28 protein-coding genes are annotated in these 21,007 nt (G+C 64.4%); 15 read left to right on the top strand and 13 right to left on the bottom strand.

Features of this window, described 5'->3' with window-relative positions:
• Positions 1–792, bottom strand: a complete 792-nt coding sequence (locus NYR54_RS03150) for an N-formylglutamate amidohydrolase (RefSeq protein WP_261514003.1) — start codon at positions 790–792, stop codon at positions 1–3.
• Positions 793–883: 91 nt separating this feature from the next.
• Between NYR54_RS03150 and NYR54_RS03145 the strand changes: the two genes are divergently transcribed.
• Positions 884–1,708, top strand: coding sequence for a MurR/RpiR family transcriptional regulator (locus tag NYR54_RS03145; RefSeq protein WP_261514002.1), 825 nt, complete (start codon positions 884–886; stop codon positions 1,706–1,708).
• 35 nt (positions 1,709–1,743) lie between these two features.
• On the opposite strand, the gene NYR54_RS03140 is transcribed toward NYR54_RS03145, so the two are convergent.
• The 12 genes from NYR54_RS03140 to motA form a co-directional block, all read right to left on the bottom strand.
• A complete protein-coding gene (locus NYR54_RS03140; protein ID WP_261514001.1) occupies positions 1,744–2,235 on the bottom strand; it encodes a hypothetical protein in 492 nt (163 codons plus the stop codon).
• Positions 2,235–2,639, bottom strand: coding sequence for a hypothetical protein (locus tag NYR54_RS03135; RefSeq protein ID WP_261514000.1), 405 nt, complete (start codon positions 2,637–2,639; stop codon positions 2,235–2,237). The genes NYR54_RS03140 and NYR54_RS03135 overlap by 1 nt, the downstream gene beginning before the upstream one ends.
• 24 nt (positions 2,640–2,663) lie before the next feature.
• Entirely contained in the window at positions 2,664–3,158 is a 495-nt protein-coding gene (locus NYR54_RS03130) for a rod-binding protein (RefSeq protein WP_261513999.1), read from the bottom strand.
• 93 nt (positions 3,159–3,251) lie between these two features.
• Positions 3,252–3,647, bottom strand: a complete 396-nt coding sequence (locus NYR54_RS03125; RefSeq protein WP_261513998.1) for a hypothetical protein — start codon at positions 3,645–3,647, stop codon at positions 3,252–3,254.
• 3 nt (positions 3,648–3,650) lie between these two features.
• Positions 3,651–4,397, bottom strand: a complete 747-nt coding sequence (gene fliR / locus NYR54_RS03120) for a flagellar biosynthetic protein FliR (RefSeq protein WP_261513997.1) — start codon at positions 4,395–4,397, stop codon at positions 3,651–3,653.
• A 62-nt stretch (positions 4,398–4,459) separates the two neighbouring features.
• Positions 4,460–6,544 carry a flagellar biosynthesis protein FlhA gene (gene flhA, locus NYR54_RS03115; RefSeq protein WP_261513996.1) on the bottom strand — a complete coding sequence of 695 codons (2,085 nt, stop codon included), beginning with the start codon at positions 6,542–6,544 and terminating at the stop codon, positions 4,460–4,462.
• 93 nt (positions 6,545–6,637) lie between these two features.
• Positions 6,638–7,093, bottom strand: coding sequence for a hypothetical protein (locus tag NYR54_RS03110; protein WP_261513995.1), 456 nt, complete (start codon positions 7,091–7,093; stop codon positions 6,638–6,640).
• Position 7,094: 1 nt separating this feature from the next.
• Complete coding sequence (flhB, locus tag NYR54_RS03105; protein WP_261513994.1) at positions 7,095–8,177, bottom strand: flagellar biosynthesis protein FlhB; 1,083 nt, start codon at positions 8,175–8,177, stop codon at positions 7,095–7,097.
• A gap of 6 nt (positions 8,178–8,183) precedes the next feature.
• A complete protein-coding gene (locus NYR54_RS03100; RefSeq protein WP_261513993.1) occupies positions 8,184–9,215 on the bottom strand; it encodes a flagellar motor switch protein FliG in 1,032 nt (343 codons plus the stop codon).
• A complete protein-coding gene (gene fliN, locus NYR54_RS03095; RefSeq protein WP_261513992.1) occupies positions 9,212–9,562 on the bottom strand; it encodes a flagellar motor switch protein FliN in 351 nt (116 codons plus the stop codon). Before fliN ends, NYR54_RS03100 begins: the two co-directional genes overlap by 4 nt.
• The gene (locus tag NYR54_RS03090) at positions 9,559–10,518 is read right to left on the bottom strand and encodes a FliM/FliN family flagellar motor switch protein (protein ID WP_261513991.1); all 960 of its coding nucleotides are present in this window, start codon (positions 10,516–10,518) and stop codon (positions 9,559–9,561) included. The genes fliN and NYR54_RS03090 overlap by 4 nt, the downstream gene beginning before the upstream one ends.
• On the bottom strand, positions 10,518–11,399 hold the full coding sequence (gene motA / locus NYR54_RS03085) for a flagellar motor stator protein MotA (RefSeq protein WP_261513990.1): 882 nt from the start codon (positions 11,397–11,399) through the stop codon (positions 10,518–10,520). Before motA ends, NYR54_RS03090 begins: the two co-directional genes overlap by 1 nt.
• A gap of 133 nt (positions 11,400–11,532) precedes the next feature.
• Between motA and NYR54_RS03080 the strand changes: the two genes are divergently transcribed.
• Genes NYR54_RS03080 through fliP form a run of 14 tightly spaced genes read left to right on the top strand, consistent with a single transcriptional unit; the run spans position 11,533 to position 20,984 of the window.
• Entirely contained in the window at positions 11,533–12,309 is a 777-nt protein-coding gene (locus tag NYR54_RS03080) for a DUF1217 domain-containing protein (protein WP_261513989.1), read from the top strand.
• Between the two features lie 5 nt (positions 12,310–12,314).
• The gene (gene flgF / locus NYR54_RS03075; protein ID WP_261513988.1) at positions 12,315–13,034 is read left to right on the top strand and encodes a flagellar basal-body rod protein FlgF; all 720 of its coding nucleotides are present in this window, start codon (positions 12,315–12,317) and stop codon (positions 13,032–13,034) included.
• Entirely contained in the window at positions 13,034–14,398 is a 1,365-nt protein-coding gene (gene fliI / locus NYR54_RS03070) for a flagellar protein export ATPase FliI (RefSeq protein ID WP_261513987.1), read from the top strand. Before flgF ends, fliI begins: the two co-directional genes overlap by 1 nt.
• A complete protein-coding gene (locus NYR54_RS03065; protein WP_261513986.1) occupies positions 14,388–15,050 on the top strand; it encodes a hypothetical protein in 663 nt (220 codons plus the stop codon). The genes fliI and NYR54_RS03065 overlap by 11 nt, the downstream gene beginning before the upstream one ends.
• Positions 15,038–15,412 carry a flagellar basal body rod protein FlgB gene (gene flgB / locus NYR54_RS03060; RefSeq protein WP_261513985.1) on the top strand — a complete coding sequence of 125 codons (375 nt, stop codon included), beginning with the start codon at positions 15,038–15,040 and terminating at the stop codon, positions 15,410–15,412. Before NYR54_RS03065 ends, flgB begins: the two co-directional genes overlap by 13 nt.
• Positions 15,413–15,414: 2 nt before the next feature.
• Positions 15,415–15,834 carry a flagellar basal body rod protein FlgC gene (flgC, locus tag NYR54_RS03055; RefSeq protein ID WP_261513984.1) on the top strand — a complete coding sequence of 140 codons (420 nt, stop codon included), beginning with the start codon at positions 15,415–15,417 and terminating at the stop codon, positions 15,832–15,834.
• A complete protein-coding gene (gene fliE, locus NYR54_RS03050; RefSeq protein ID WP_261513983.1) occupies positions 15,834–16,136 on the top strand; it encodes a flagellar hook-basal body complex protein FliE in 303 nt (100 codons plus the stop codon). The genes flgC and fliE overlap by 1 nt, the downstream gene beginning before the upstream one ends.
• Positions 16,137–16,150: 14 nt before the next feature.
• Positions 16,151–16,939 carry a flagellar basal-body rod protein FlgG gene (gene flgG, locus NYR54_RS03045; RefSeq protein WP_261513982.1) on the top strand — a complete coding sequence of 263 codons (789 nt, stop codon included), beginning with the start codon at positions 16,151–16,153 and terminating at the stop codon, positions 16,937–16,939.
• 4 nt (positions 16,940–16,943) lie between these two features.
• Positions 16,944–17,417, top strand: a complete 474-nt coding sequence (flgA, locus tag NYR54_RS03040) for a flagellar basal body P-ring formation chaperone FlgA (RefSeq protein ID WP_261513981.1) — start codon at positions 16,944–16,946, stop codon at positions 17,415–17,417.
• Entirely contained in the window at positions 17,414–18,514 is a 1,101-nt protein-coding gene (locus NYR54_RS03035; RefSeq protein WP_261513980.1) for a flagellar basal body P-ring protein FlgI, read from the top strand. Before flgA ends, NYR54_RS03035 begins: the two co-directional genes overlap by 4 nt.
• Before the next feature lie 8 nt (positions 18,515–18,522).
• Positions 18,523–19,035 carry a MotE family protein gene (locus tag NYR54_RS03030; RefSeq protein WP_423738552.1) on the top strand — a complete coding sequence of 171 codons (513 nt, stop codon included), beginning with the start codon at positions 18,523–18,525 and terminating at the stop codon, positions 19,033–19,035.
• Complete coding sequence (gene flgH, locus NYR54_RS03025; protein ID WP_261513979.1) at positions 19,032–19,739, top strand: flagellar basal body L-ring protein FlgH; 708 nt, start codon at positions 19,032–19,034, stop codon at positions 19,737–19,739. Before NYR54_RS03030 ends, flgH begins: the two co-directional genes overlap by 4 nt.
• A 10-nt stretch (positions 19,740–19,749) precedes the next feature.
• Complete coding sequence (locus NYR54_RS03020; RefSeq protein WP_261513978.1) at positions 19,750–20,250, top strand: flagellar basal body-associated FliL family protein; 501 nt, start codon at positions 19,750–19,752, stop codon at positions 20,248–20,250.
• A complete protein-coding gene (gene fliP / locus NYR54_RS03015) occupies positions 20,247–20,984 on the top strand; it encodes a flagellar type III secretion system pore protein FliP (protein WP_261513977.1) in 738 nt (245 codons plus the stop codon). Before NYR54_RS03020 ends, fliP begins: the two co-directional genes overlap by 4 nt.
• The last annotated feature ends 23 nt before the right edge of the window (positions 20,985–21,007 follow it).

Below are 21,007 nucleotides of genomic sequence, written 5' to 3'. Positions count from 1 at the left end.
CTACCCTTCCCTAGTTGCAAGCCCTGCCGGTTCCCGCGCATCCACGCTCTCGCGTGCGGCGATCAATGCCGACGCAAGCCTTTCCGCCCAGGCCGAAACCGCCGCGGGCGTCCGGAGCTCATCGTTGCGCAGCTCGATCATGACTGATGCCAGCCCGTTTGCATCTCCGTGCCGCTCCAGCGTCAGCGTGACACCGTCGGCGGCCGAATATGGCTGGTTCCAGCCCAGTTCGAGGTCCGACATCCGCGCCTTCAGGGCATCCGCCACCGCCGCCGCGAAGCGCGCGTCATGGCCATGGATAAGGCCGATCGGCCATGGGCGGCTGACCCCGAAATAGACCGGCGTGAAAGAGTGCAGGCAGACCAGGATCGTCTCCCGGCCTTGCGCCTTGCGCCGCCCCACTACCGCGGCGACGGCATCGTGAAACGGTTGATAATATGCGGCGATGCGGAAGCTGCGCTCCGTGTCGTCCAGATTTGCATTGGCGGGGATTTGGACCGTCTCCGACTGCGTACAGATCAGGTCGGGCGCGTCCAGTGCCCGGTTGCAGTCGATTATGAGACGGGAAATGGTTGAATGGACGAGCGTCGCGTCAAGAAGGCCGCTCAATGCCAGGCTGACGGCGAGCGCCCCCGGATCCCATGCCGCATGGCTGATGCGTTCCGCCTCGCCAAGGCCGAGATTGCCATAACGCTCCGGAAAGCGGTTCGACGCATGGTCGCAGACGAGGAGAAACGGCGAAGCCGCATGGGTGTTCACCACTTCCACCGCCTTGTCCGCAGAACCGTCCACCGATCCCACCTTCCCTCTCTCCACCTGGTGATGTAATTCCAGAAGCGGGATTTCTGTCAATACTGAAACGAACGTTTCATATGGGGGAGTGATGGCGGACGCGACGGTGGAAGAGCGGGTCCATGAAACGATCGAGCGCCTGACGTCCGCTGAAAGACGGGCGGCGCGCGGCCTGCTTGCGAATTATCCGATGATCGGCCTCGCTCCCGTTGCCGAATTCGCCAAATCGGCAGGCGCAAGCCCCGCCACCGTTCTGCGCTTCGTCGCGCGGCTCGGCTTCGGGTCCTATCCAGAGTTTCAGCGCGCCCTGCGCGAGGAGCTCAAGGAGCGCACGAAGTCTCCCCTTGAGCGCAGCCGCAACAAGCCGCGCGAGGATGGCGGAAATTTCCTCGACCGCTTCGTCGCGCAGCTTGCCGCCAACATCGCGGCCACCGCCGCGCGCATACCGGAAGCGGAGTTCGAAGCCGCCTGCCGCCGACTGGCGGACCCGAAGCGCTCCTGCCATCTGGCGGGCGGGCGCTTTACCGACGCGCTTGCCATGTACATGGAGGCCCATCTGCGCCTGGTACGGCCTGGCGTTCGGCGCCTCGACGGCCGCATGGCGGCCAGAACCGATCAGATCCTGGATATTAAGGCGGGCGATACGGCCGTGCTCTTTGACATGCGCCGCTACGATTCGGAGATGCTGGAGACGGCAAGCCTGCTTCGCAAGCGGCGCGCCTTCGTGATCCTGGTGACGGACGAATGGATCTCGCCCATTTCGCGCTTCGCCAAGGTGGTGCTTCCGTGCCGGGTCTCTATCGACCGGACATGGGACGCGAATACGGCCATGTTCGCCGTTGTCGAGGCGATGATTGCCCGAACCACCGAGCTTGCCTGGCCGACCGCCTCCCCGCGCATCAGCGCGAACGAATAGCGGGAACCTTCCCGAAAGGCCGATACGGGTGGAATCTAGCCTTCCTGAGCGGAGGAGGCGGCGCGGCGCCGCGCATGATCCCGAATCTCCGCCTTCGAGAGATAGTCGATCTGCTCGACGATCACGTCATGGACGAGCTGCTCGCCCACCCGCTCATTGATGCTGTCGCGCAAATTGGCGCGGAACGCATTGAGATCAAAGGCGGAGCGGTCGGAAAAATCGATCTGCGGATTGGCGTAAAGGTAGGTGTGCACCTGGTCGACTAGAAGCATGTCGGCCGGAACGGAAAGCCGCTTCACCTTGTCTGGCTCCACCGTATAGACCAGTCTGGCGAGGAAGTAGCCGTTCACCGCGCCTTCCCGCACCACTGGTACGGAAATCACGCCCGTGCGCACGTAGTCGAGCCCGCCGAAGAAAGGCGGCGCAGCAACGGTATCGCCGTCGTCCCGGGCGTACTGATAGGAATAAAGCACCGCCCCGAGGGTCACGATGCTTGCCCACAGCGCGGCCAGAACGAACTTGATCATCAGGGCCGGCCGAACGCGCTAATCGAATAGGTGCCGTCGGCTTGCACCTCCTCGATCGCCTTCTGCAGGAGGCTCGCCACCTCGCCGACGGCGCTCAAATGCGCCCGGATGGCGGCCTCGTTCACGGCGAGCTTTTCGCGCAGGCGGGCGAGAGCAGCGCGATGCTCGCTGTCGAGGGACTCGGGATCAAGGCCCTCGAATGCCCGGCCGAGCTCGTAGAGCTGGCGGCTCTTGCGCGCGTTGGAGGCCTTAATGTCGAACCGGGCATTGGAGCGGATGCCAGCTACCTCGGCCTCCACCGTTTCCTCGATGCGGCCGATCAGCGCGAGAAGGGCCTCCGCACGCGGTCTCACTGCCTTTTCGCCGGCCAATGCTGTGCCTGCTTCGCTCGAAGTCTCACGCATCTGTGCTTCCGTTTCCATGGAAAACTAGCTGGGCTTGCGGGCGGCGGGATCGTCCTCTCCGTCGAGGCGCTTCGCCATCTTCCGCTCGATCTCCTGCACGAGCGCCGTCGCCATGTCCACCTCGGAGGCGGCCTGCCCGCCGGCCAGTTCCGCACCACGCGAGCCCAGTACTTGCTCGGCAATGCCAATTCCGCCGCGCTCCGCCAGGGCCATGCCCAGCGCATCGGCAAGCAGGTCGCGCCACATCTCGCCGGCAAGCCCCTTGCCGTAATGGGCCCCCGTCTCCTCCGGCAGCATGCTCTTGAGGAAGGTCTGGAGCACCATGGCCTCGAACTGGACAAAATGCTCCGGCGGCTTTGTATCGGCCCGTGCCGTCTTGGCCTGCGTGGCGGGCACGTCGAAGGTGTCCGACCGCCCTACGGCCTGCGCCTTAAGGCGCGCGTGGGCCGCAGCAACCGCCTCTGGGTCGGCAGCCCTGGTCACTTCCAGCAATATGTCGCCCGGCGGGAGTATCGACACGGCGGCGCGTGCCTCCTTTCTGGTTTGCATGCCGACTATGGCAGCAGAAGCTTGCGGCAGGCTTGTCCCGCCTTGCTTGGCTCCGGATGATCTTCAGCCCCCGGCTTTCCGCGAAAGGCGCTGCTCCAGAAGTTCGAGAATCGTCTTGGCCTCCAGCGCCCGCTCGTGCTGGCCGAGCGCCTGCCTGTAGGCCTGCCCGGCCCGCTCGACGCGCGCGCGGGCGGCAGCGCTCTCACCGGCCTCCCTGGCGGCTTCCTTCCAGCTTGCGTCCCGCCGCGCGAGCGCGCTTTCAATGCGGGCATGGACGAGCGCCGGGAAGAGCGCGGCGACGCCTTTGGGATCGTTGAGGCTTTCGATCAGCGCGGCCGCCTCCTGCTCAGCCACGCGTGCCTCGGTGAGATGCGCGGCATGTCGCGCATCGTGGAGCGCCTTCACCCGCTGCTGCAATGTCACCAGCCTTTTCAGCCTCTCATGTTTCGGCCGGCCCATCGCTTATCTCCCGAGGGTGGTGGGGATGAAGCCGTCGGCAAAGAGTGCGAGGAACGTGCCGATGCCGAAATAGAGGAGGATAAGGCCTCCCGCGATCACGAAGGGAAGCGAGATGAAGTAGAGAGGTATCTGCGGTGCGAGCTTGTTGAGGAAGCCCACCGCAAGATTGACCAGGATAGCATAGGCAACGAAGGGACTGCCGAGCCTGATCATCACGAAGAAGGCTTCCGACAGCGTATCCGACAGGTCGATCAACGCCGAGCGGGGATTGAACAGCACGCTGACCGGTGCGAGCTCGTAGGATGCGATCAACGCCCTGAAGATCGCATGGTGGAAATCCAGCGCGAACAGCAGCATCAGCGCCGCCAGGGAGATGATGGCTGCCATCGCGGGTTGCGGATTGTTCTCCTCCACGGCGACATCCGCGGCGGCCATGCCGAAGCCGGACAGCATGGTGATGGCCGATCCGATGAATTGCAGCGCGAGCACGTAAAAGCGTACCACCAGGCCGATGAGAGCGCCGAGCGCAAGTTCCGAGGCGATGAGAAGAAGAAGCTCGGAAGGCGGGCGCGAGACGTGCGGCGCGATCGCCTCCCACAGATGCACGAGCAGGGCCAGCGATACGCTGACGGCGAGAAACAGCCGCACCTGCATCGGCACCCGCGCGCTGCCCAACCCCGGCATGAGCATCATGCAGGCACCGATGCGGCAGAAGGCCAGAAACGCGGCAAGAACGGCCATTTCCAGCATGGCTCAGCTGCCCGTGCGGCAAAGGCGGCTGCATGGGAAGACCGGGTGCGGCGGCATGGCCGTCAGGAGATCGATCCGAGCACGCTGAGCTCCACCCCCCGGGCGATCTCCACATGGCTCAGAACCGGAAGGTTGGGGAAGAGGCGCTCGATGATCATGCGCACATAGGGCCGAGCCTCGGGCGCCGTCACCAGTACGAAACGCTCGCCTGCATCGAGATGCATGCGGATCACCTTTGCAGCCTCCTGGCCGAATTCCTCGAGCTGGCGCGGGTCGATGTCGAACTCCCGCACCTCGCCCTTGGCGTCGCGCTTCAGGGCCTGGTGGAAGGCCAGATCCCAGCGGCTCCCGAGCCTCAGCACCTTCAGCACGGCCCCTTCGGCGAGATCGCCGCAGATCTGCTGCGCCATGCGGATGCGCACATGTTCCACGATCTGCTCAGTGCGGCGGATATGCGGCGCGATTTCCGCGATCGCCTCGAGAATCAGGTGCAAGTTGCGGATCGACACGCGCTCGGCCAGAAGAAGTTTGAGCACGGCCTGTAGGCCCGGATAGGTGATGTGCGCGGAGCATATCTCGTCGGCCAGCTTGCGGTATTCGGGGTCGAGCCGGTCAATCAGCGCCTTCATGTCCTTGTAGGACAGAAGCTGCGGCAGGTTGTTGCGGATGACTTCGGAAAGGTGCGTCAGCAGCACCGCCATGTTGTCGGCATAGGCGTAGCCGCTGTTCTTCAGTTCCTCCGCAAACATTTCGGAGACGGAATAGGCGCGCATGCCGAAGGCGGGCTCCTTCACCTCCTCGCCGGGCAGGTTCGGCAGCGGCTTGCTTCCGAGCAGCACCATCAGTTCCCCGACGCGGAGCTGATATTCGGCCACGACCGCGCCGTGGATGCGGATGCGATAGCTCTTGGGCGGTATCGAGAAATCGTCCGCCAGCCGCACCTCCGGCACCACGAAGCCGTACTGGGCCGCGAACTTCTTGCGCATCTTGTTCATGCGGAAGGCAAGCTCGCGATGCGACGCGATGAGCCGCGTGGAGAGCTGCTTACCCACAAGCAGTTCGATCTCGGCGGTCTTCAGCGATGCCTTGACCGACTCCTGTTCCTCTTCCGCTGCCTCGCGCTGCCTTTGGCGCTCCGCCTCGGCGGCGGCTTCCTCCTGCTGGCGCCGCTGGCGCGGAAGAATGTAGCTGAGACCTGCCATCGTGCCCGCAAGCGCGAGGAAGGGAAGAGCAGGAAGGCCCGGAACCAGCCCTAGCACGCCGAGAAGCATACCGGCAACGAAGAGGGCGCGCGGATAGGCGCCCAGCTGGCCGAAGACGGCCTGATCGGCCGACCCGCGCGTGCCGCCCTTGGAGACGAGCAGGCCCGCCGCGAGCGAGACAATCAGCGCTGGAATCTGCGTCACCAGACCGTCGCCGACCGAAAGCTTCACGAAGACATCGGACGCCTCTGCCAGGCTCATGCCGTGGCGCGCATAGCCGATGGCGATCCCGCCGATGATGTTGATCGCCGTGATTATAAGGCCGGCGATGGCATCACCGCGTACGAATTTCGAGGCGCCGTCCATGGCGCCGAAGAAGGCGCTCTCCTCTTCGAGCTCCCGCCGCCTGCGCTGGGCCTCCTTCTCGTCGATGATGCCCGCGGAAAGGTCGGCGTCGATGGACATCTGCTTGCCGGGAATGGCGTCCAGCGTGAAGCGCGCGCCGACCTCCGCGATGCGGGTCGCACCCTTGGTGATGACGACGAAGTTCACCACGATCAGGATGAGGAAGACGATGAGGCCGATCACGAAATCGCCGCTCATCACCAATCGGGAGAAGCCGCCGATGACGTAGCCCGCGGCATTTACCCCCTCATACCCTTCCGAGAGAATCATGCGCGTTGTCGCGATGTTGAGCGACAGCCGCAGCATCGTGACGATGAGCAGGACCGTTGGAAAGGAGGAGAAGTCCAAGGGCCGCTGGATCCACAGCGCGACCATCAGGATGAGGACCGAGAAGGCAATCGAGAAGGCAAGCCCCACATCGATGAGGAAGGCCGGGATCGGCAGGAACAGGACCGTCAGGATGATGACAATGCCGACGGCAAAGCCGATGTCGCGGCTGTGCTTGCGCTGTTCGATGCCGATGCTCTCGCTGAGTGCCATTCGCGCCCCCTTTCACTCAGGATAGGCGGCGAAGCTTGCGCGAAGGTGGGATCGCCGGCAGCTCTCCGGCGACGAAGCGCTGAACAGTTACCGTCAGCCCGTCTGCGTGTCGCATCCCGCGCGCGAGGGCGGCGTCCGGCGAAGGCGGGCATTCTCCAGCGCCTGTTGCAGGAAGAGCGTATTGGCTTCGGGATCGTCCGAAGGCTTGTCGAAGGCCACGTAGCCGAGTTCCACGCTGGCCTCGTCGGCGCTCAGCGTGAGTTTCAGATAGACCCGCACGCCCTTCGGCCGCAGTTCGAGGTCCAGCACTATGCGCGGCGGTTCGTTCCAGGATATGTGAGCCTCCGAACCGTGCCCCAACCTCAGCGTGCCGGGCATAAGGTAAAGCTCGGCCGCCGACATGACGATGTCGGAGAGGCTCGCCATGCTTTCTAGCCGGATGAGCGCGATGTAGTCCGCCGGATCGACGAGCCTCAGCTCGCTGACCACCTCGCGGATGGCATTGGCCACGATGATTTCGCGGCTCGACGTGTGCGGTTGCCGAAGCATCCTATGAAATTCTCCTCCTCGCCTCGTTCAGGGCATAGACCCGGCGGACTAGCTCGGCGACGGCCTTGTAGAATTCGGGCGGAATGAGGCTGTCCACTGAAACCTGCCGGTACATGGAGCGCGCGAGAGCGGGTTCCTCGAACACTGGGACGCCGTGCTCCGTTGCGATCTCGCGGATGCGGATCGCGATCAGGTCCTGGCCCTTCGCCACGACGACCGGCGCTGGATCGCGATCGCGTTGGTAGCGCATCGCGATCGCATAATGCGTCGGATTGGCGATGACAAGAGTGGCCTTCGGTACGGCAGCCATCATGCGCTGGCGCGCCCGGTCGCGGGCAAGCGAGCGCAGCCGCGCCTTGACGATGGGATCGCCTTCGAGCTGCTTCTGCTCGTCCTTGATCTCCTGCCGCGTCATGCGTAGGTCCTGCCGCCACTTGATGCGCGACCACACGAAATCGGCCGCCGCGATCGCGGTCATCACCATCACGACGGCGATCAGCACATCGGCGATGATCTCGCGGATTTCGCCGGCAAAGGCGAACGGGTGCGTGGTCATGCCGTCAAGCAGCCGGCTGTCCGCTGAGCGCAACACATAAGTGATGAAGCCGCCCACCACCAAAAGCTTGGCGAGCGACTTCGCGAATTCGACAAGTCCGCGCGGACCGAAAAGCCGCGACCAGCCCCTGGCAAGGGAGATGTTGGAGGCCTTGGGCCGGACCCGTTCAGCGACAAAGCGCGGCGTGTTCTGCAGCACGGACGCGGCAATTCCTGCCGAGATCAGGAGCAGCATCAGGATTCCCGCGACCTTGGCGACTTCCAGATAGACAAGGCGGTAGATCGCGATAGCATCCGTCTGCGTGTCAAGCGACCACTCGTCGGCGCGCTCGAGGAAGATGGACAGGAATCCACCAAGACGCACGGCGCTGTCCTCGGCAAAGAAGAGCACGAAGGCGAGCACCGCCAGAAAGGAAGCGAGAACCGGAACCTCCCGTGAAAACGGCAGCTGGCCCTTCTCGATGGAGTCGCGCACCTTTTTCTCGGTGGCCTCCTCCGTTCTGCTTTCCTTGTCCGGGGCCTCGGACATGCCGGATCATGCCGCCTGGCGCGTGGAGGGCAGTTCCAGCTTTCCCTCCTGGGCCAGCTGGAGTGCGGTTGCCGCGATGCGGCGCCGCGCGGAAGCCACTTCGTCGGCCGGAACGCCGTCCGCGGGCATGGAGAGTTCGGATTCGATCATGCGCCGCGAGCGCGTGCCGAGCGCCGAGAGAACCGCCTCTTTCACCTCTGGAGAGGCATCGCGCAGAGCGAGCGTCACAAGGTCGGTAGAAAGGCCGTCCAGCAGCGTGACGCGCGCCTTCTGCGAGAGATGAACGACGTCGTCGAATGTGAATAGACGTGCGCGAATGGCATCCACATCCTCCGCTCCGGCCGATTCCAGATCGCGGATGAGTTCGTTGGCCGTCTCCTTGTCGAGCTCGTTGAGCAAGGTGGCAACGCGGGCCTGCCCCTCCGAGTCGCTGCCGCCTTTCGCTTCCGTACGCAGGATTTCCGTAATGCGCCTTTCGATGAGACGGCGCGCGGCCGGAGGAATCTGGCCCAGGCTCGCAAGCCGCCGCATCACCTCGCCGCGCAGTGCCCTGTCCAGCGTGACCACAACCCGCGAGGCAGCCTGCGGCGCCATCGCGCTCAGGATCGCCGCCACCGTCTGCGGGTGCTCCTGCTCGAGAATTTTCGCCAGCCGCGCCGGCTCGAGCTTTTCCAGTTCACGCCAGACGTCTCCGCCGTCGATCTCCTGGGTGTTCTCCTTCCCCATCAGAAGATTTATCTCTTCCGGCGGCAGCGAATCCGAAAGCAGCATGTCGATCCGGTCCGCCGAATCGAGCAGGCCCACGCCTTCGGTGAACTCGTCCTCGAACTCCTGGATGACCTTTTCGAGCTCCGCCTGCGGAACCGTGCGCAGGCGCCGCGCAGCCTCGATCAGTATCTTCAGCTCATCCAGCTTGAAGAACTTCAAGAGCCGCGCAGCCGAGGGCTTGCCCATGGCGACCAGCACGGCGGCGGCCTTCTGGGCCTGCGTAAGCTTCACGGGCTGCCCTGGAGAGAACTGACCGTTTTGCGCGCTCATTTCGCCGCGTCACCGATTCCGGTGAGCCGGACACCGAAGCGGCTCGGATCATGCTCGAGGATGATGATCTCACCGGTGGCGATACGCCGACCATTGACCACGATATCGACAGGCTCGCCGATACGTCTGTCGAGCGAAACGGTCGATCCGCGTTTCAGCGCCATCAGCTCCGAAACCGGCATCTCGGCGCTGCCCAGCACGATCTGCACCTCTACGGGAATGCTCATGACGAGATCGTGATGGTCGCCTTCCCGGACGCTTTCTTCCCGCAGGGCGGCCATGCCCAATTCGTCCGTGCTTTCGCGGAACATCTCGTCAGCGTCACGCACCGGATTGGCCTTGCTCATTTGTCTCTCCCGTGATCGGCCACCAGCCCGTCAACGACGTGCTGCCTGGCATCGAATGCCTGCTTCACCCGCACGGTGTAGTGCTGGCCCAGCTTGCCGAGCTCGCATTCGAAAAGAATGCGGTCGCGGACGGAAAGACGCGCTCGCCCGCGCACATCCTCGCCCATCTCGATCACCTGCCCTGGCTGCAGCCCGGCGATGGCGCCCAGCGGCATCTTCATCAACGGAACCGTCGCGACCAACCGGACGCCCGAGCGCAGCACCTGCTCGCCGAAGCGCTGGCGCCATTCCTCCGGTTCGGACGGTGCCGTCGCAGCCTCCGGCCCGCCGCGCCCCTCGAGGAGCACGCGCTGTGGCATCCATGCGCTCAAGCGGCCGGCCGCCTCGCCCGTGCCGATCGAAAAATCGATTCGCACGCCCGGCCCATCGCGCACCGTAAACCGCTTCAGCGCAACCGGCCCGGCAAGCGGCTGCAGCCCGCCAATGCGCAGGCCGAGCGCGCGCGGCCCGTGCCCGTTGATGGCCAGGGCGAACATTTCAAAGGCGACGCTCGCAATGTCGAGCTCAAATCCCGAAGCCGGCCGGTTGAGCGGTGCGGAGGGAAGCTCCGGATCGCCGCCGAAGAAGACAGCCACCAAGAGCGACAGCGCCATCGGGTCGAGCTGTAGAATCAAGGCGTCGGGCATTCTCGGCGCGGACAGAACGGCAAGCACGTCTAGCGAGGCGATATCCGGCTTTGCCTCGGCAAGCCGCACGATCTCGACCGAGGCAAGGTCGATGTCGACGGTCGTCCCGAACCGGTCTTTCAGCATTTCCTGGACGCTGGCGATGGCACGGATGCCGGTCGAACGCGCGGCTGCGCTCACGCGGTCCGGATCACCGGTGGCGCCCACCAGGCGCTCGATGATGCGGCTGCGCATCAGATCGGTATCGGTGCCGTCCTGCGTCATCTGCATCAGGCGGCCTTTTTCTGATCTTCCGCCGTGCCGATGCCGAGCGTCTTCTGCTCGACCGCGTCGATCGACGGCCGGTCATGTGCGGAAATGGTCTTGCGTCCGAACTCCAGGGCCATTTGCGGCAGCGAGCCGTTCATGTGGGCAAGCAGGGTCTGCTTCACGACGACGTAAAGGCGGTTCTTCTTGTCCCGCACGACCTTGATCTTGGCCGCGATCGGCCCCACCACCGCATAGGACAGGAAAATGCCGAGGAACGTGCCAACCAGGGCCGCACCCACCAGGGCGCCGAGAATCTCCGGCGACTGGTTGAGCGCGCCCATGGCCTTCACCACGCCGAGCACCGCGGCCACGATGCCAAGCGCGGGCAGACCGTCGGCCACCGCCTGAAGGGCGTGATAGGGCTTCAGCTTGTCGCGCCGGATGGTCTGGATCTCTTCGTCCATCAGCGCCTCGATCTCGAACGGCCGCGCATTGCCGAGCAGGATGATGCGGCAATAGTCGCATATGAAATGGGTAAGGTCCCGGTTCTTCAGGACGGTCGGGTAGGCTTGGAAGATCGGCGACTCATACGGATTGTCGATATGCGGCTCCACCTCGCTGCGCGATTTGGAGCGCAGTTCGCGCATCAGGCTGTGTAGCACACCTAGCGTTTCGAGATATTCCGTCTGCTTGGGCACGGCGTGGGTGAAAGCTTCGATGCAGGCCTTGCCGGCGTCCTTCACCGTGGCGATGGGATTGGCGACGAGAAAGGTGCCGAAGGCGGCGCCGCAAATGATGACGGCCTCCCACGGTTGAAAGAGCACCACGATATGCCCGCCCATGGCCATGAAGCCGCCGATGACGCAGCCGAGGGTGACAACCAATCCGATCAGAATGCCCACTTTCCGCCCTTCGCATGATTGAAACCATATCCGAAGTAGCGGCTGTGGCTTGCGTGAGGCTTGAAGCAGGGGAAGAAAAGCCTCGCGCAAGGCTTGCGCGCTAGCGTCTGCCCCGGACCTGGGGGACAGCGGCGTGATCAACACTTACACAGGCTACCAGCTCATCGTGCGGGATATGGAGCGTTCCATCAGCCGCATCGAGGCGCAGCCGATGGTGGCGCGCGAGACGGAATACTACCTGGCCAATATCGGCAAGGTGACCTCGATTGAGGAATTCGTCGCCGATGACCGGCTGTTCCGCTATGCCATGAAGGCCCATGGGCTGGAGGATATGGCCTATGCGAAGGCGTTCATGGTCAAGGCGCTGGAGGGTGGCATCGACGATCCCGACAGTTTCGCCAACAAGCTCACCGACAAGCGCTACCGGGAATTTGTCGAGACCTTCAACTTCGCCCGCTACGGCGAGCAGACCACGGGCCTCTATGGTCCGACCACCGGAACGGTTCAGAAATATCTGAGGCAGACCCTAGAAGAGGATGCCGGCGCACAGAACGAGGGCGTGCGCCTGGCGCTCTATTTCCAGCGCAAGGCGGGAAGCCTCAAATCCTTCTACGAGGTGCTGGCCGATCCGGCGCTGTCGCAGGTGGTGCGCACCACGCTCGGCTTTCCCGATCTTCTCGCCCAGGCGGACATCGACAAGCAGGTCGCCATGTTCGAGGAGCGTCTGGACCTGGAGGATTTTCGCGACGAAGCGAAGCTGGACGAATTCCTGAAGCGCTTTACCACGATGTGGGAGCTCAAGAACCCCACCTTCAACCAGCGCAACTCCATCGCCGCGCTCGTCAGCCCGCCGGCCGAGTTCGGCATTTCGACCGATATACTTTTGACTATCGCACAGTTGAGAAAATAGACGCCGTGCAGACAGGCTATTACGTCGCCCTTTCCTCGCAGGTGGCGCTTGAGCGCCGCCTCAACACGCTCGCCGACAACGTGGCCAATGCCGGAACCGTAGGCTACAAGGCGGGCGAGGTCACCTTCGACGATGTGCTGACGGGCCTCACCGCCAAAGCCGTCAGCTTCGTCTCTCCTGGAGCCGATAGCTACAACATACGTGCGGGCGCCCTGCGTGAGACGGGTAATCCCTTTGATTTCGCCGTGCAGGGCGATGCCTGGTTTGCCGTCGAGACCGAGGCTGGGCCTATGATGACGCGGGACGGCCGCTTCACCATGCGCGAGACAGGCGAACTCGTCACGCTTCAGGGGTATCCGGTGCTCGATCCGGGCGGCACGCCGCTGGTGCTCGATCCGCTGGCAGGACCGCCCGAGGTCGGAGCCGACGGCATGCTCCAGCAGAACGGACAGCCCGTCGGGGCCATCGGTCTCTTCTCCTTCGTGCCCGGCCCGGATTCGATCCGCTATGGCAATTCCGGATTCCTACCGAACAGCGAACCGCAGCCCCTAGTGGATATGATGGATGTCGGCGTGGTCCAGGGCTTTGTCGAGGAATCGAACGTCAATCCCGTTGAGGAAATGATGCGCCTTATCCAGGTGCAGCGCACCTTCGAGCAGGTCACCGCCCTGATGCGCGACAGTGACAACGCTCAGAAGGAGGCCATCAAGACGATGGGTGGCTGATGGCCCGGCCCGCCGCGAATGCGCTGGAGGCGCTTGCCGCCGCCTATATGCGTTTCCGTGACCCGCGCCATCTGGTGCGGCGCGGGGGGCGCGTCTCGGAAGTCACGCCGAGCAGTTTTCGCGTGCGCGGCATTTCGCACGCGGTCCTTCTGGGCGACATCGTCTCCTATCGCAGCCGCGGCATGGAGCGGCGCGGAGAGGTGGTGCGAATCGCCGCCGGTGATGTGCTTGTGGCTCCCTACGAGGCGGGCGCCGACATCGCTCTCGGCCAGCCGGTATTCGCCGCCGGCGTGATCGACATCGTCCCGCATGAAAGCTGGCGCGGGCGGGTGATCGACGCGCTGGGGCGCGCGGTCGATGACGGGCCGCCGCTCATCAGACCGCCCGCCGAAGCCTCGGAAGACCGGCCGCGCACTCCGCCCGCACTCCGCCGTCAGCGTGTGACCACTCCCTTTGCCACAGGCGTGCGCGTCATCGACCTGTTCACCCCACTCTGTCATGGTCAGCGCATCGGCATCTTCGCCGGCTCGGGCGTCGGCAAATCGACGCTGCTTGCGATGCTGGCGCGCGCCGACGCCTTCGACACGGTGGTGCTGGCGCTGATCGGCGAGCGCGGACGGGAAGTGCGCGAATTTCTGGAAGACACACTCGGCGAGGCTGGCCTCGCAAAGACGGTAGCTGTGGTCGCAACAAGCGACGAAAGCGCCATGATGCGCCGCCGGGCTGCTGACACCGCCATGCGCGTGGCCGAAGGCTTTCGCGACCGGGACGAGAAGGTCCTCCTCATCGTGGATTCCATTACCCGTTTCGCCCATGCCGCCCGCGAAGTGGCGACGGCTGCCGGCGAGCCGCCTGTGGCGCGTGGCTACCCGGCCTCCGTCTTCACCGACATACCGGGCCTATTGGAGCGGGCGGGCCCGGGCGAGAGCGGGCGCGGCTCCATCACCGCCATCCTGTCCGTTCTCGTGGACGGAGACGATCATAACGACCCCGTGGCCGACTGCGTGCGCGGGGTTCTCGACGGCCATGTGGTGCTGGACCGCGCCATTGCAGAGGAAGGGCGCTACCCGCCCGTCAATCCGCTCGCCTCCATTTCGCGTCTGGCGGACCGCGCATGGGGCGAGGACAAGCGGGCCGTGATCCAGCGTTTGAAAGCGATGATCGCCCGTTACGAGGAAACGCGCGACATCCGCCTGCTCGGCGGTTTTCAGCCGGGCATCGATCCCGAACTTGATCTGGCGGTGCGCCAGGTGCCGGTCATCTACGACGCCTTGCGGCAGAGCCCCAAGGACCCGCCCGCCGCAGACGCCTTTGCCGAATTGGCCGCGCATTTGAAGGCCAGGGAGGAAAATCATGGCCGATAGGCTTGCCGGCCTAGTGCTTCCCGACTCCACCCCTGTCGAGGAACTGCCGGAGGACCTTCCGGCGGAGCCGCGAAAGGCCGCGCCTGTAAGGCTGGTAGAGGAGGGACGCGACAGAAGCGACTGGTTCTTCGCCCTCGCGGGAATTGCGCTCGCCACGCTTTGCGCCGTCTTTCCGTGGTACATCTTCTTCAATCAGGATGAGTTCGGCATCAGGCCGCTCACCTTTTCGGGCGCGGCAGATGCGGGTTCTGAAGACTGGTCCGCGGCGGGCGCATTAACGCCGGCCGACTGGGCTCACGTGAACCTCCTCGACTTCAGGGCGACCGGCACCATCAGCCCTGGACCGCTGGAGACGGACGCTCCGCTGCATCAGCCCTTCCCGGGAGATCTGGTGCCTTTCCGCCTGATCGACGCGGTCAACGGGCGCGCCATCATCGAGGATAAGGACGGATTCTGGATCGTCGAGCGCGGCTCCGCGCTGCCCGACGGAAGCCGCGTGGACGACGTGGTGCTCGGAGAGGATGGAAGCTGGGTTCTCGTGACCTCCGATGACCGGAAGATCCCGCTTTGCGCCGAGAGCACGCAAGGCCCGCGCAAGACTGGCCGCCTATCTTCCTTGCAAATTCCGGGAGAGCCGCGATGCAACCTGTAAACCTGTTCGATCTGGCCTCGCAGCAGGCGCGCTGGCTTTCGGTCCGGCAGGCGGCCGTCGCCGGCAACATCGCCAATATCAACACGCCGGGCTACAGGGCGGTCGATGTGGAGCCGTTCGAGAACGTTCTGAACGACACGAGCGTGACCATGCGGGCCACGCACGCCGCGCACCGCTACGCGGGCGAGGAGCAGCCCATAGCCGTCAAGGAGCAGGAGGGCTCGCCGGTACTGCCCTCCGGCAACAGCGTCATGCTCGAGCAGGAGCTGGGCAAGGCGGGTGAAATCCGCCGCGCTTTCGAGCTCAACACGGCGATCGTCAAGGCGTTTCACCGCATGATGATGATGACAGCGAGGGGGTGAGAATGGCCGACGCACTTGTCGCCGCCGTCAAGGTCGCGGGTTCCGGGCTGGTCGCGCAATCGGAGCGCATGCGCGTCGTTTCGGAAAACCTCGCAAACGCGCAATCGACAAGCGACGTTCCAGGTGGTGATCCCTATCGGCGCAAGACGATCAGCTTCACCGCCGAGCTTGACCGCGCCACGGGCGGCAGCATGGTCCGGGTTTCGGCTATCGCGCGCGACCAATCGGACTTCCGGATCGAGTACGAGCCGGGCCACGAGGCCGCGGACGAGTTCGGCTACGTAAAGCTGCCGAACGTGAACATGCTGATCGAGATGGCCGACATGCGCGAGGCCAGCCGCAGCTATGAGGCGAACCTGCAGACCATGAAGCAGGCGCGCGAGATGATTTCCATGACCATCGATCTGTTGCGGAGCTCGTGATGATACCTGGCATCGGTGACCTGCAGCGCATACCCGGCACGCAACGCCTGCTGCCCGAGCCCGGCCGCCCCGAGGCGGCTATGGGCGAAGCCTTTGCCGAGATGGTGACCCGATTGGCCTCCACCACCATAACGCGGCTCGAGACCGCCGAGGCGGTTTCGCTTCAGGGGCTGAAGGGCGAAGCTGATACGCGCGAGGTGGTGGACGCCGTGTTGAGCGCCGAGCAGTCGCTGCAGGCGGCGATCGCGATCCGCGACAAGATCGTCACCGCCTATCTTGAAATCAGCCGCATGGCGATCTGAGGAGAGACCGACCGATGAAGGCCCTGGCCATTGCCGCGACAGGCATGACCGCCCAGCAGCTCAATCTGGAGGTCATCGCCAACAACATCGCCAACATAAACACCACCGGCTTCAAGCGTGCGCGCGCTGAATTCTCCGATCTCCTCTATCAGGTCGAGCGCCTGCAGGGTGTGCCCGAGCGGGCAAACCAGAACATTGTTCCCGAGGGCGTAAACATCGGCCTTGGCGTGAAGACGGTTGCCGTGCGCAGCCTCCACATTCAGGGCTCGCTCAGCCACACGGGCAACAAGCTCGACCTGGCCTTGAACGGCAAGGGCTGGTTCGAGATCGAGGGGGTGGACGGCACACCTCTCTACACTCGCGCCGGCGCCTTCAGCACCAATGCGGAAGGCCAGATCGTCACCGCCGACGGGTTCCCGGTGATGCCGGAGATCGTCATCCCCGACAACGCGGTAGACATCATCGTCAACAAGTCCGGCCAGATCTTTGCCCGGATCGATGGGCAGATCGAGCTTGAAGAGCTGGGTCAGCTCACGCTTGCCACCTTCGCCAACGAGGCGGGGCTTGCACCCCTCGGCAACAACCTTTTCCGCGAGACGGAAGCCTCCGGCCCGGCCAATGTCGGCGTTCCGGGAGATCCGGGCTTCGCTACGGTCGAGCAGGGCTATCTGGAAGCTTCCAATGTCGACCCGGTGAAGGAGATTACCGAGCTCATCTCCGCCCAACGCGCCTATGAGATGAACTCCAAGGTCATCCGCGCGGCCGACGAGATGGCGGCCACCGTTACCCAGTCGATCCGGTAATGCCATGAAGGCGGGCTTTTCCGGCCGATCCCTCCTGCTGGCCGCTCTGGGTCTCGTGCTGGCCCTGCCGGCCGCCCTGGCCTTGGCCCAGGAAACGGCGGTCGTGCCGGTCCGCGTGATCTATCCGGGCGAGACGATCTCAGCCGATGCGCTCGACGAGGTCATCCTTCGCCGTCCGCTGAGAGACATGGCTTCGGTCGCACACCGGCTGGAGGATCTCGACGGGAAAGTGGCGCGCCGCACGCTTCTGCCCGGCAGGCTGGTGCCGCTCTCCTCCGTGCGCGAGCCTTATCTCGTGGAGAGGGGCGAGGCGGTCACGGTCACCTTCATCGACGGGAACCTCACGATTTCGCTTCTAGCCGTGCCGCTCGAATCGGGCGCTGCCGGCGAGGTGATCAGGCTGCGCAACATCGACAGCGGCGCCATTATTACCGGCGTCGTCATGGGTGACGGGACTGTGAGGATCGGCGCGTCATGATGCTGCGCAGCATTCTTGTGTCTGTCGCCCTGCTCCTAGCGCTCCCGGCCGACGCATCCTCGCGCATCAAGGATGTGGTGGAAGTTCTGGCCGCGCGCGACAACCAACTCATCGGCTACGGGCTCGTGATCGGCCTGAACGGCACGGGCGACAGCCTGCGCAATTCGCCCTTCACGGAGCAGTCCATCCGCGCCATGCTGCAAAATCTCGGCATTGCGACGGAAGGGGGCCGGGCGCGGGCAAACAATGTCGCCGCCGTTATCGTCACGGCGGACCTGCCTCCCTTCGTCCAGTCCGGCGCGCGGATCGATGTGACGGTTTCCTCCCTTGGCGATGCCACATCGCTTGCGGGCGGAACGCTCGTCATGACGCCCCTGAGCGCTCCGGACGGCGAAATCTATGCTGTCGCCCAGGGGCCGGTGATCGTGTCGGGATTCGCGGTGGAAGGACAGGCCGAAAGCCTGACGCGCGGCGTGCCTACCTCCGGCCGCGTGCCGAACGGCGCCCTTGTGGAGCGTCACATCCCGGCCTCCTTCGACGATCTCCTGATGCTGACCCTGCAACTGCGCAATCCCGACTTCTCGACCGCCGTGCGCATTGCCGATGCCATTAACAGGTATACGAAGAAGCGTTTCGGCGCGGCACTCGCCTCCGAGCGGGATTCGCGCACGGTCTACGTCAAGAAGCCGAAGGGCATCTCCGCCGCCCGCTTCTATGCCGAGCTGGAAAACCTCGTGGTCGATGTGGACGTTCCGGCGCGGGTGGTGGTGGACGAGCGCACGGGCACGATCGTGATCGGCAACGACGTGCGCATCTCGCGCGTAGCGATCAGCCACGGTGCGCTGACCGTGCGCGTCACCGAGATGCCGCGGGTTGTCCAGCCCGAGCCGTTCTCGCGCGGCCACACGGAGATCGAGCCGGCGACCGTGATCGAAGCCGAACAGCCGGACGCCAAGGTGGCCGTGCTCGACGGGCCGGACCTTCAGACGCTGGTTTCCGGGCTCAACAGGCTTGGCGTGAAGCCAGACGGCATCATCGCAATCCTGCAGGGCATCAAGTCAGCCGGCGCGCTGCAGGCCGAGCTGGTGCTGCAGTAGGTGTGTCCATGAGAGCTTGCCATCCGAAATACCGCTCCCTTCCCAGCCGGGCCTCCCTAGCGCTCGCCATTTTCCTGTCCGCATCCATGTTGCCGGGCAGTGCCCGCGCCGAGGAGACGGCAAGCAATGACGAAATGGAGCGCTACTGCGCTAACATCGTCGACGCCGCGCGCGACCGCCGCTACCTTCTGCAGGAGGCGGAGCTTGAGAAGCTGCGCAAGGAGATCGACGTCCGGATCGAGGCGCTGGAAAAGAAGCGTGCCGAATATGAGGAGTGGCTCGCCCGGCGCAATTCCTTCCTGGAACAGGCCGAGCGGGACCTAGTGAACATCTATTCCGGCATGCGGCCTGATGCTGCGGCCGAGCGTCTGGCCGAGGTGCGGGTGGAGCTTGCCGCCGCGATCCTGATGAAGCTCGATCCGCGCAGCGCTGCCACGATCCTCAACGAAATGGACAGCAAGACCGCCGGGGCGCTGACCACCATCATGGCGAGTGCCGCTCGCCCGAGCGATCCATCATGACGGTCCTTCTGCGCGGCTTGGGCGTCCTCGCGGCCATTGTGGTCTCGGGCTGTGTCGCCACCGAAGAGATCGGCAAGCCGCCGGCCCTTTCGCCGGTCGGCATCGGCGCGCAGCCGACGCTCGGTTCGGCCTATACCGATCCGAAGAGAAGTTCGCCGCCGGTCGCGCGATATTCCCTGTGGAGAGACCGGCAGAGCCACCTTTTCACCGATCCGCGGGCTCTCGATGTCGGCGATATCCTCACCGTCGAGATCACCATCAACGACCGCGCGCGTTTCCGCAACGAATCGCAGCGCTCCCGTGAATCCGACCGAAGTCTTGCATTGGCCGGGTCGTTTACCGCGGGCTCGAGTGGAGGCTCCGCGGCGGCCGACGGCTCCATAGGCTCCAGTACCTCGGCAAATGGCTTCGGCGCCACGGAGCGTTCGGAGAATCTGAAGCTCACTATGGCAGCCATCGTGACCGAGAAGCTTCCCAACGGAAACCTTCGCATCGCGGGCACCCAGGAGGTGCGGGTGAACGCCGAGCTGCGTGTCCTCACCATCGCCGGCATCGTGCGGCCCGAGGACATCGGGCCCAACAACACGATCTCCTACGACCGCATTGCCGAGGCGCGGGTTTCCTATGGCGGGCGCGGACGGCTGACGGAAGTGCAGCAACCGCCCTACGGCCAACAGATCCTCGATGCCGTGCTGCCGTTCTGACGGGTGAGCCATGGCGCTGGTCGAACAGGAAGAAAAGAAAAAAGGCCCGTCGCTCATTGCGCAGGCAGCGGCCTTCCTCGCCGTAACGGCGCTTGCCATCGGCATGGGCTGGTTTGCGGGCAGCCGGCTCGAAGCGGAGCGGCCAGCCGATCCGGAACCCCGCTCCTTCAGGCCCGAATCGCGGCAGGCGGAAGAAACCGCTTCGGCTGACGAAGCCGAGCAGCCCGATTCGAGCGTCCTGGCGCTTGACGCGATCACTACGAACCTGGCCGATCCCACGGATGTGTGGGTGCGAGTGGAACTCGTCGCCGTCTTTGACGGCCCGGCCGATCCGGCGCTCGCCAGGGCCGTTCATCAGGATCTGTTCGCCTATCTGCGCGCCTTGAAGCTCAAGCAGATCGAAAGCGCGAGTGGCTTCCAGCATCTCAAGGAAGACCTGCGCGAGCGGGCGCGCATCCGCAGCGATGGCCGCGTAACCGACATCCTCATCCAGACGTTCATCTACGAATGACGCGGACTTTCGCCACCCTCCTCGCCCTTCTGGCTGCCGCCGTTCCGGCGGGCGCGCAGGGCTTCGATTTTCAGGCCCTGGCGGGCGAGGCGAACGGCACCGCGGCCGGATACATCATCCAGCTTTTCGGGCTGCTGACGGTTCTTTCGCTGGCGCCCGGCATCCTCATCATGGTGACGAGCTTCACCCGCTTCGTCATCGCCTTTTCGATATTGCGCGCCGGTATCGGCCTGCCGACCACGCCCGCCAATCTCATCCTCGTCAGCCTGGCGCTGTTCATGACCTTCTACGTCATGGCGCCGACATTCGACCGGGCCTGGGAAGATGGTATCCGCCCGCTGATGAACAACGAGATTTCCGAGGCGGAGGCGGTCGAGCGCATTGCAGAGCCCTTCCGCGCCTTCATGGCGAACAATGTGCGCGATGAAGACTATGCCCTTTTCGCCGATCTCGCGGCCGAACGGGGCGGCGAGACGACACAGGCGGGCGAGGCGGATCTGCGCGTTCTCATTCCCGCCTTCATGATCTCGGAAATCCGCCGCGGTTTCGAGATCGGCTTTCTTGTCGTTCTCCCCTTCCTGGTGATCGACCTGATCGTGGCCACCATCACCATGTCCATGGGCATGATGATGCTTCCGCCGACCGTGGTCTCTCTGCCCTTCAAGATCCTGTTCTTCGTGCTGATCGACGGGTGGAACCTGCTCGTCGGCAGCCTGGTGCGCTCCTTCGCCTGAATCTTTTTCCAGCGGTTACCATT

Source organism: Chelativorans petroleitrophicus, from assembly GCF_025398195.1.
GTDB classification, from domain to species: Bacteria; Pseudomonadota; Alphaproteobacteria; order Rhizobiales; family Rhizobiaceae; genus Chelativorans; species Chelativorans petroleitrophicus.
This window is presented reverse-complemented; position numbering and strand designations above follow the sequence as displayed.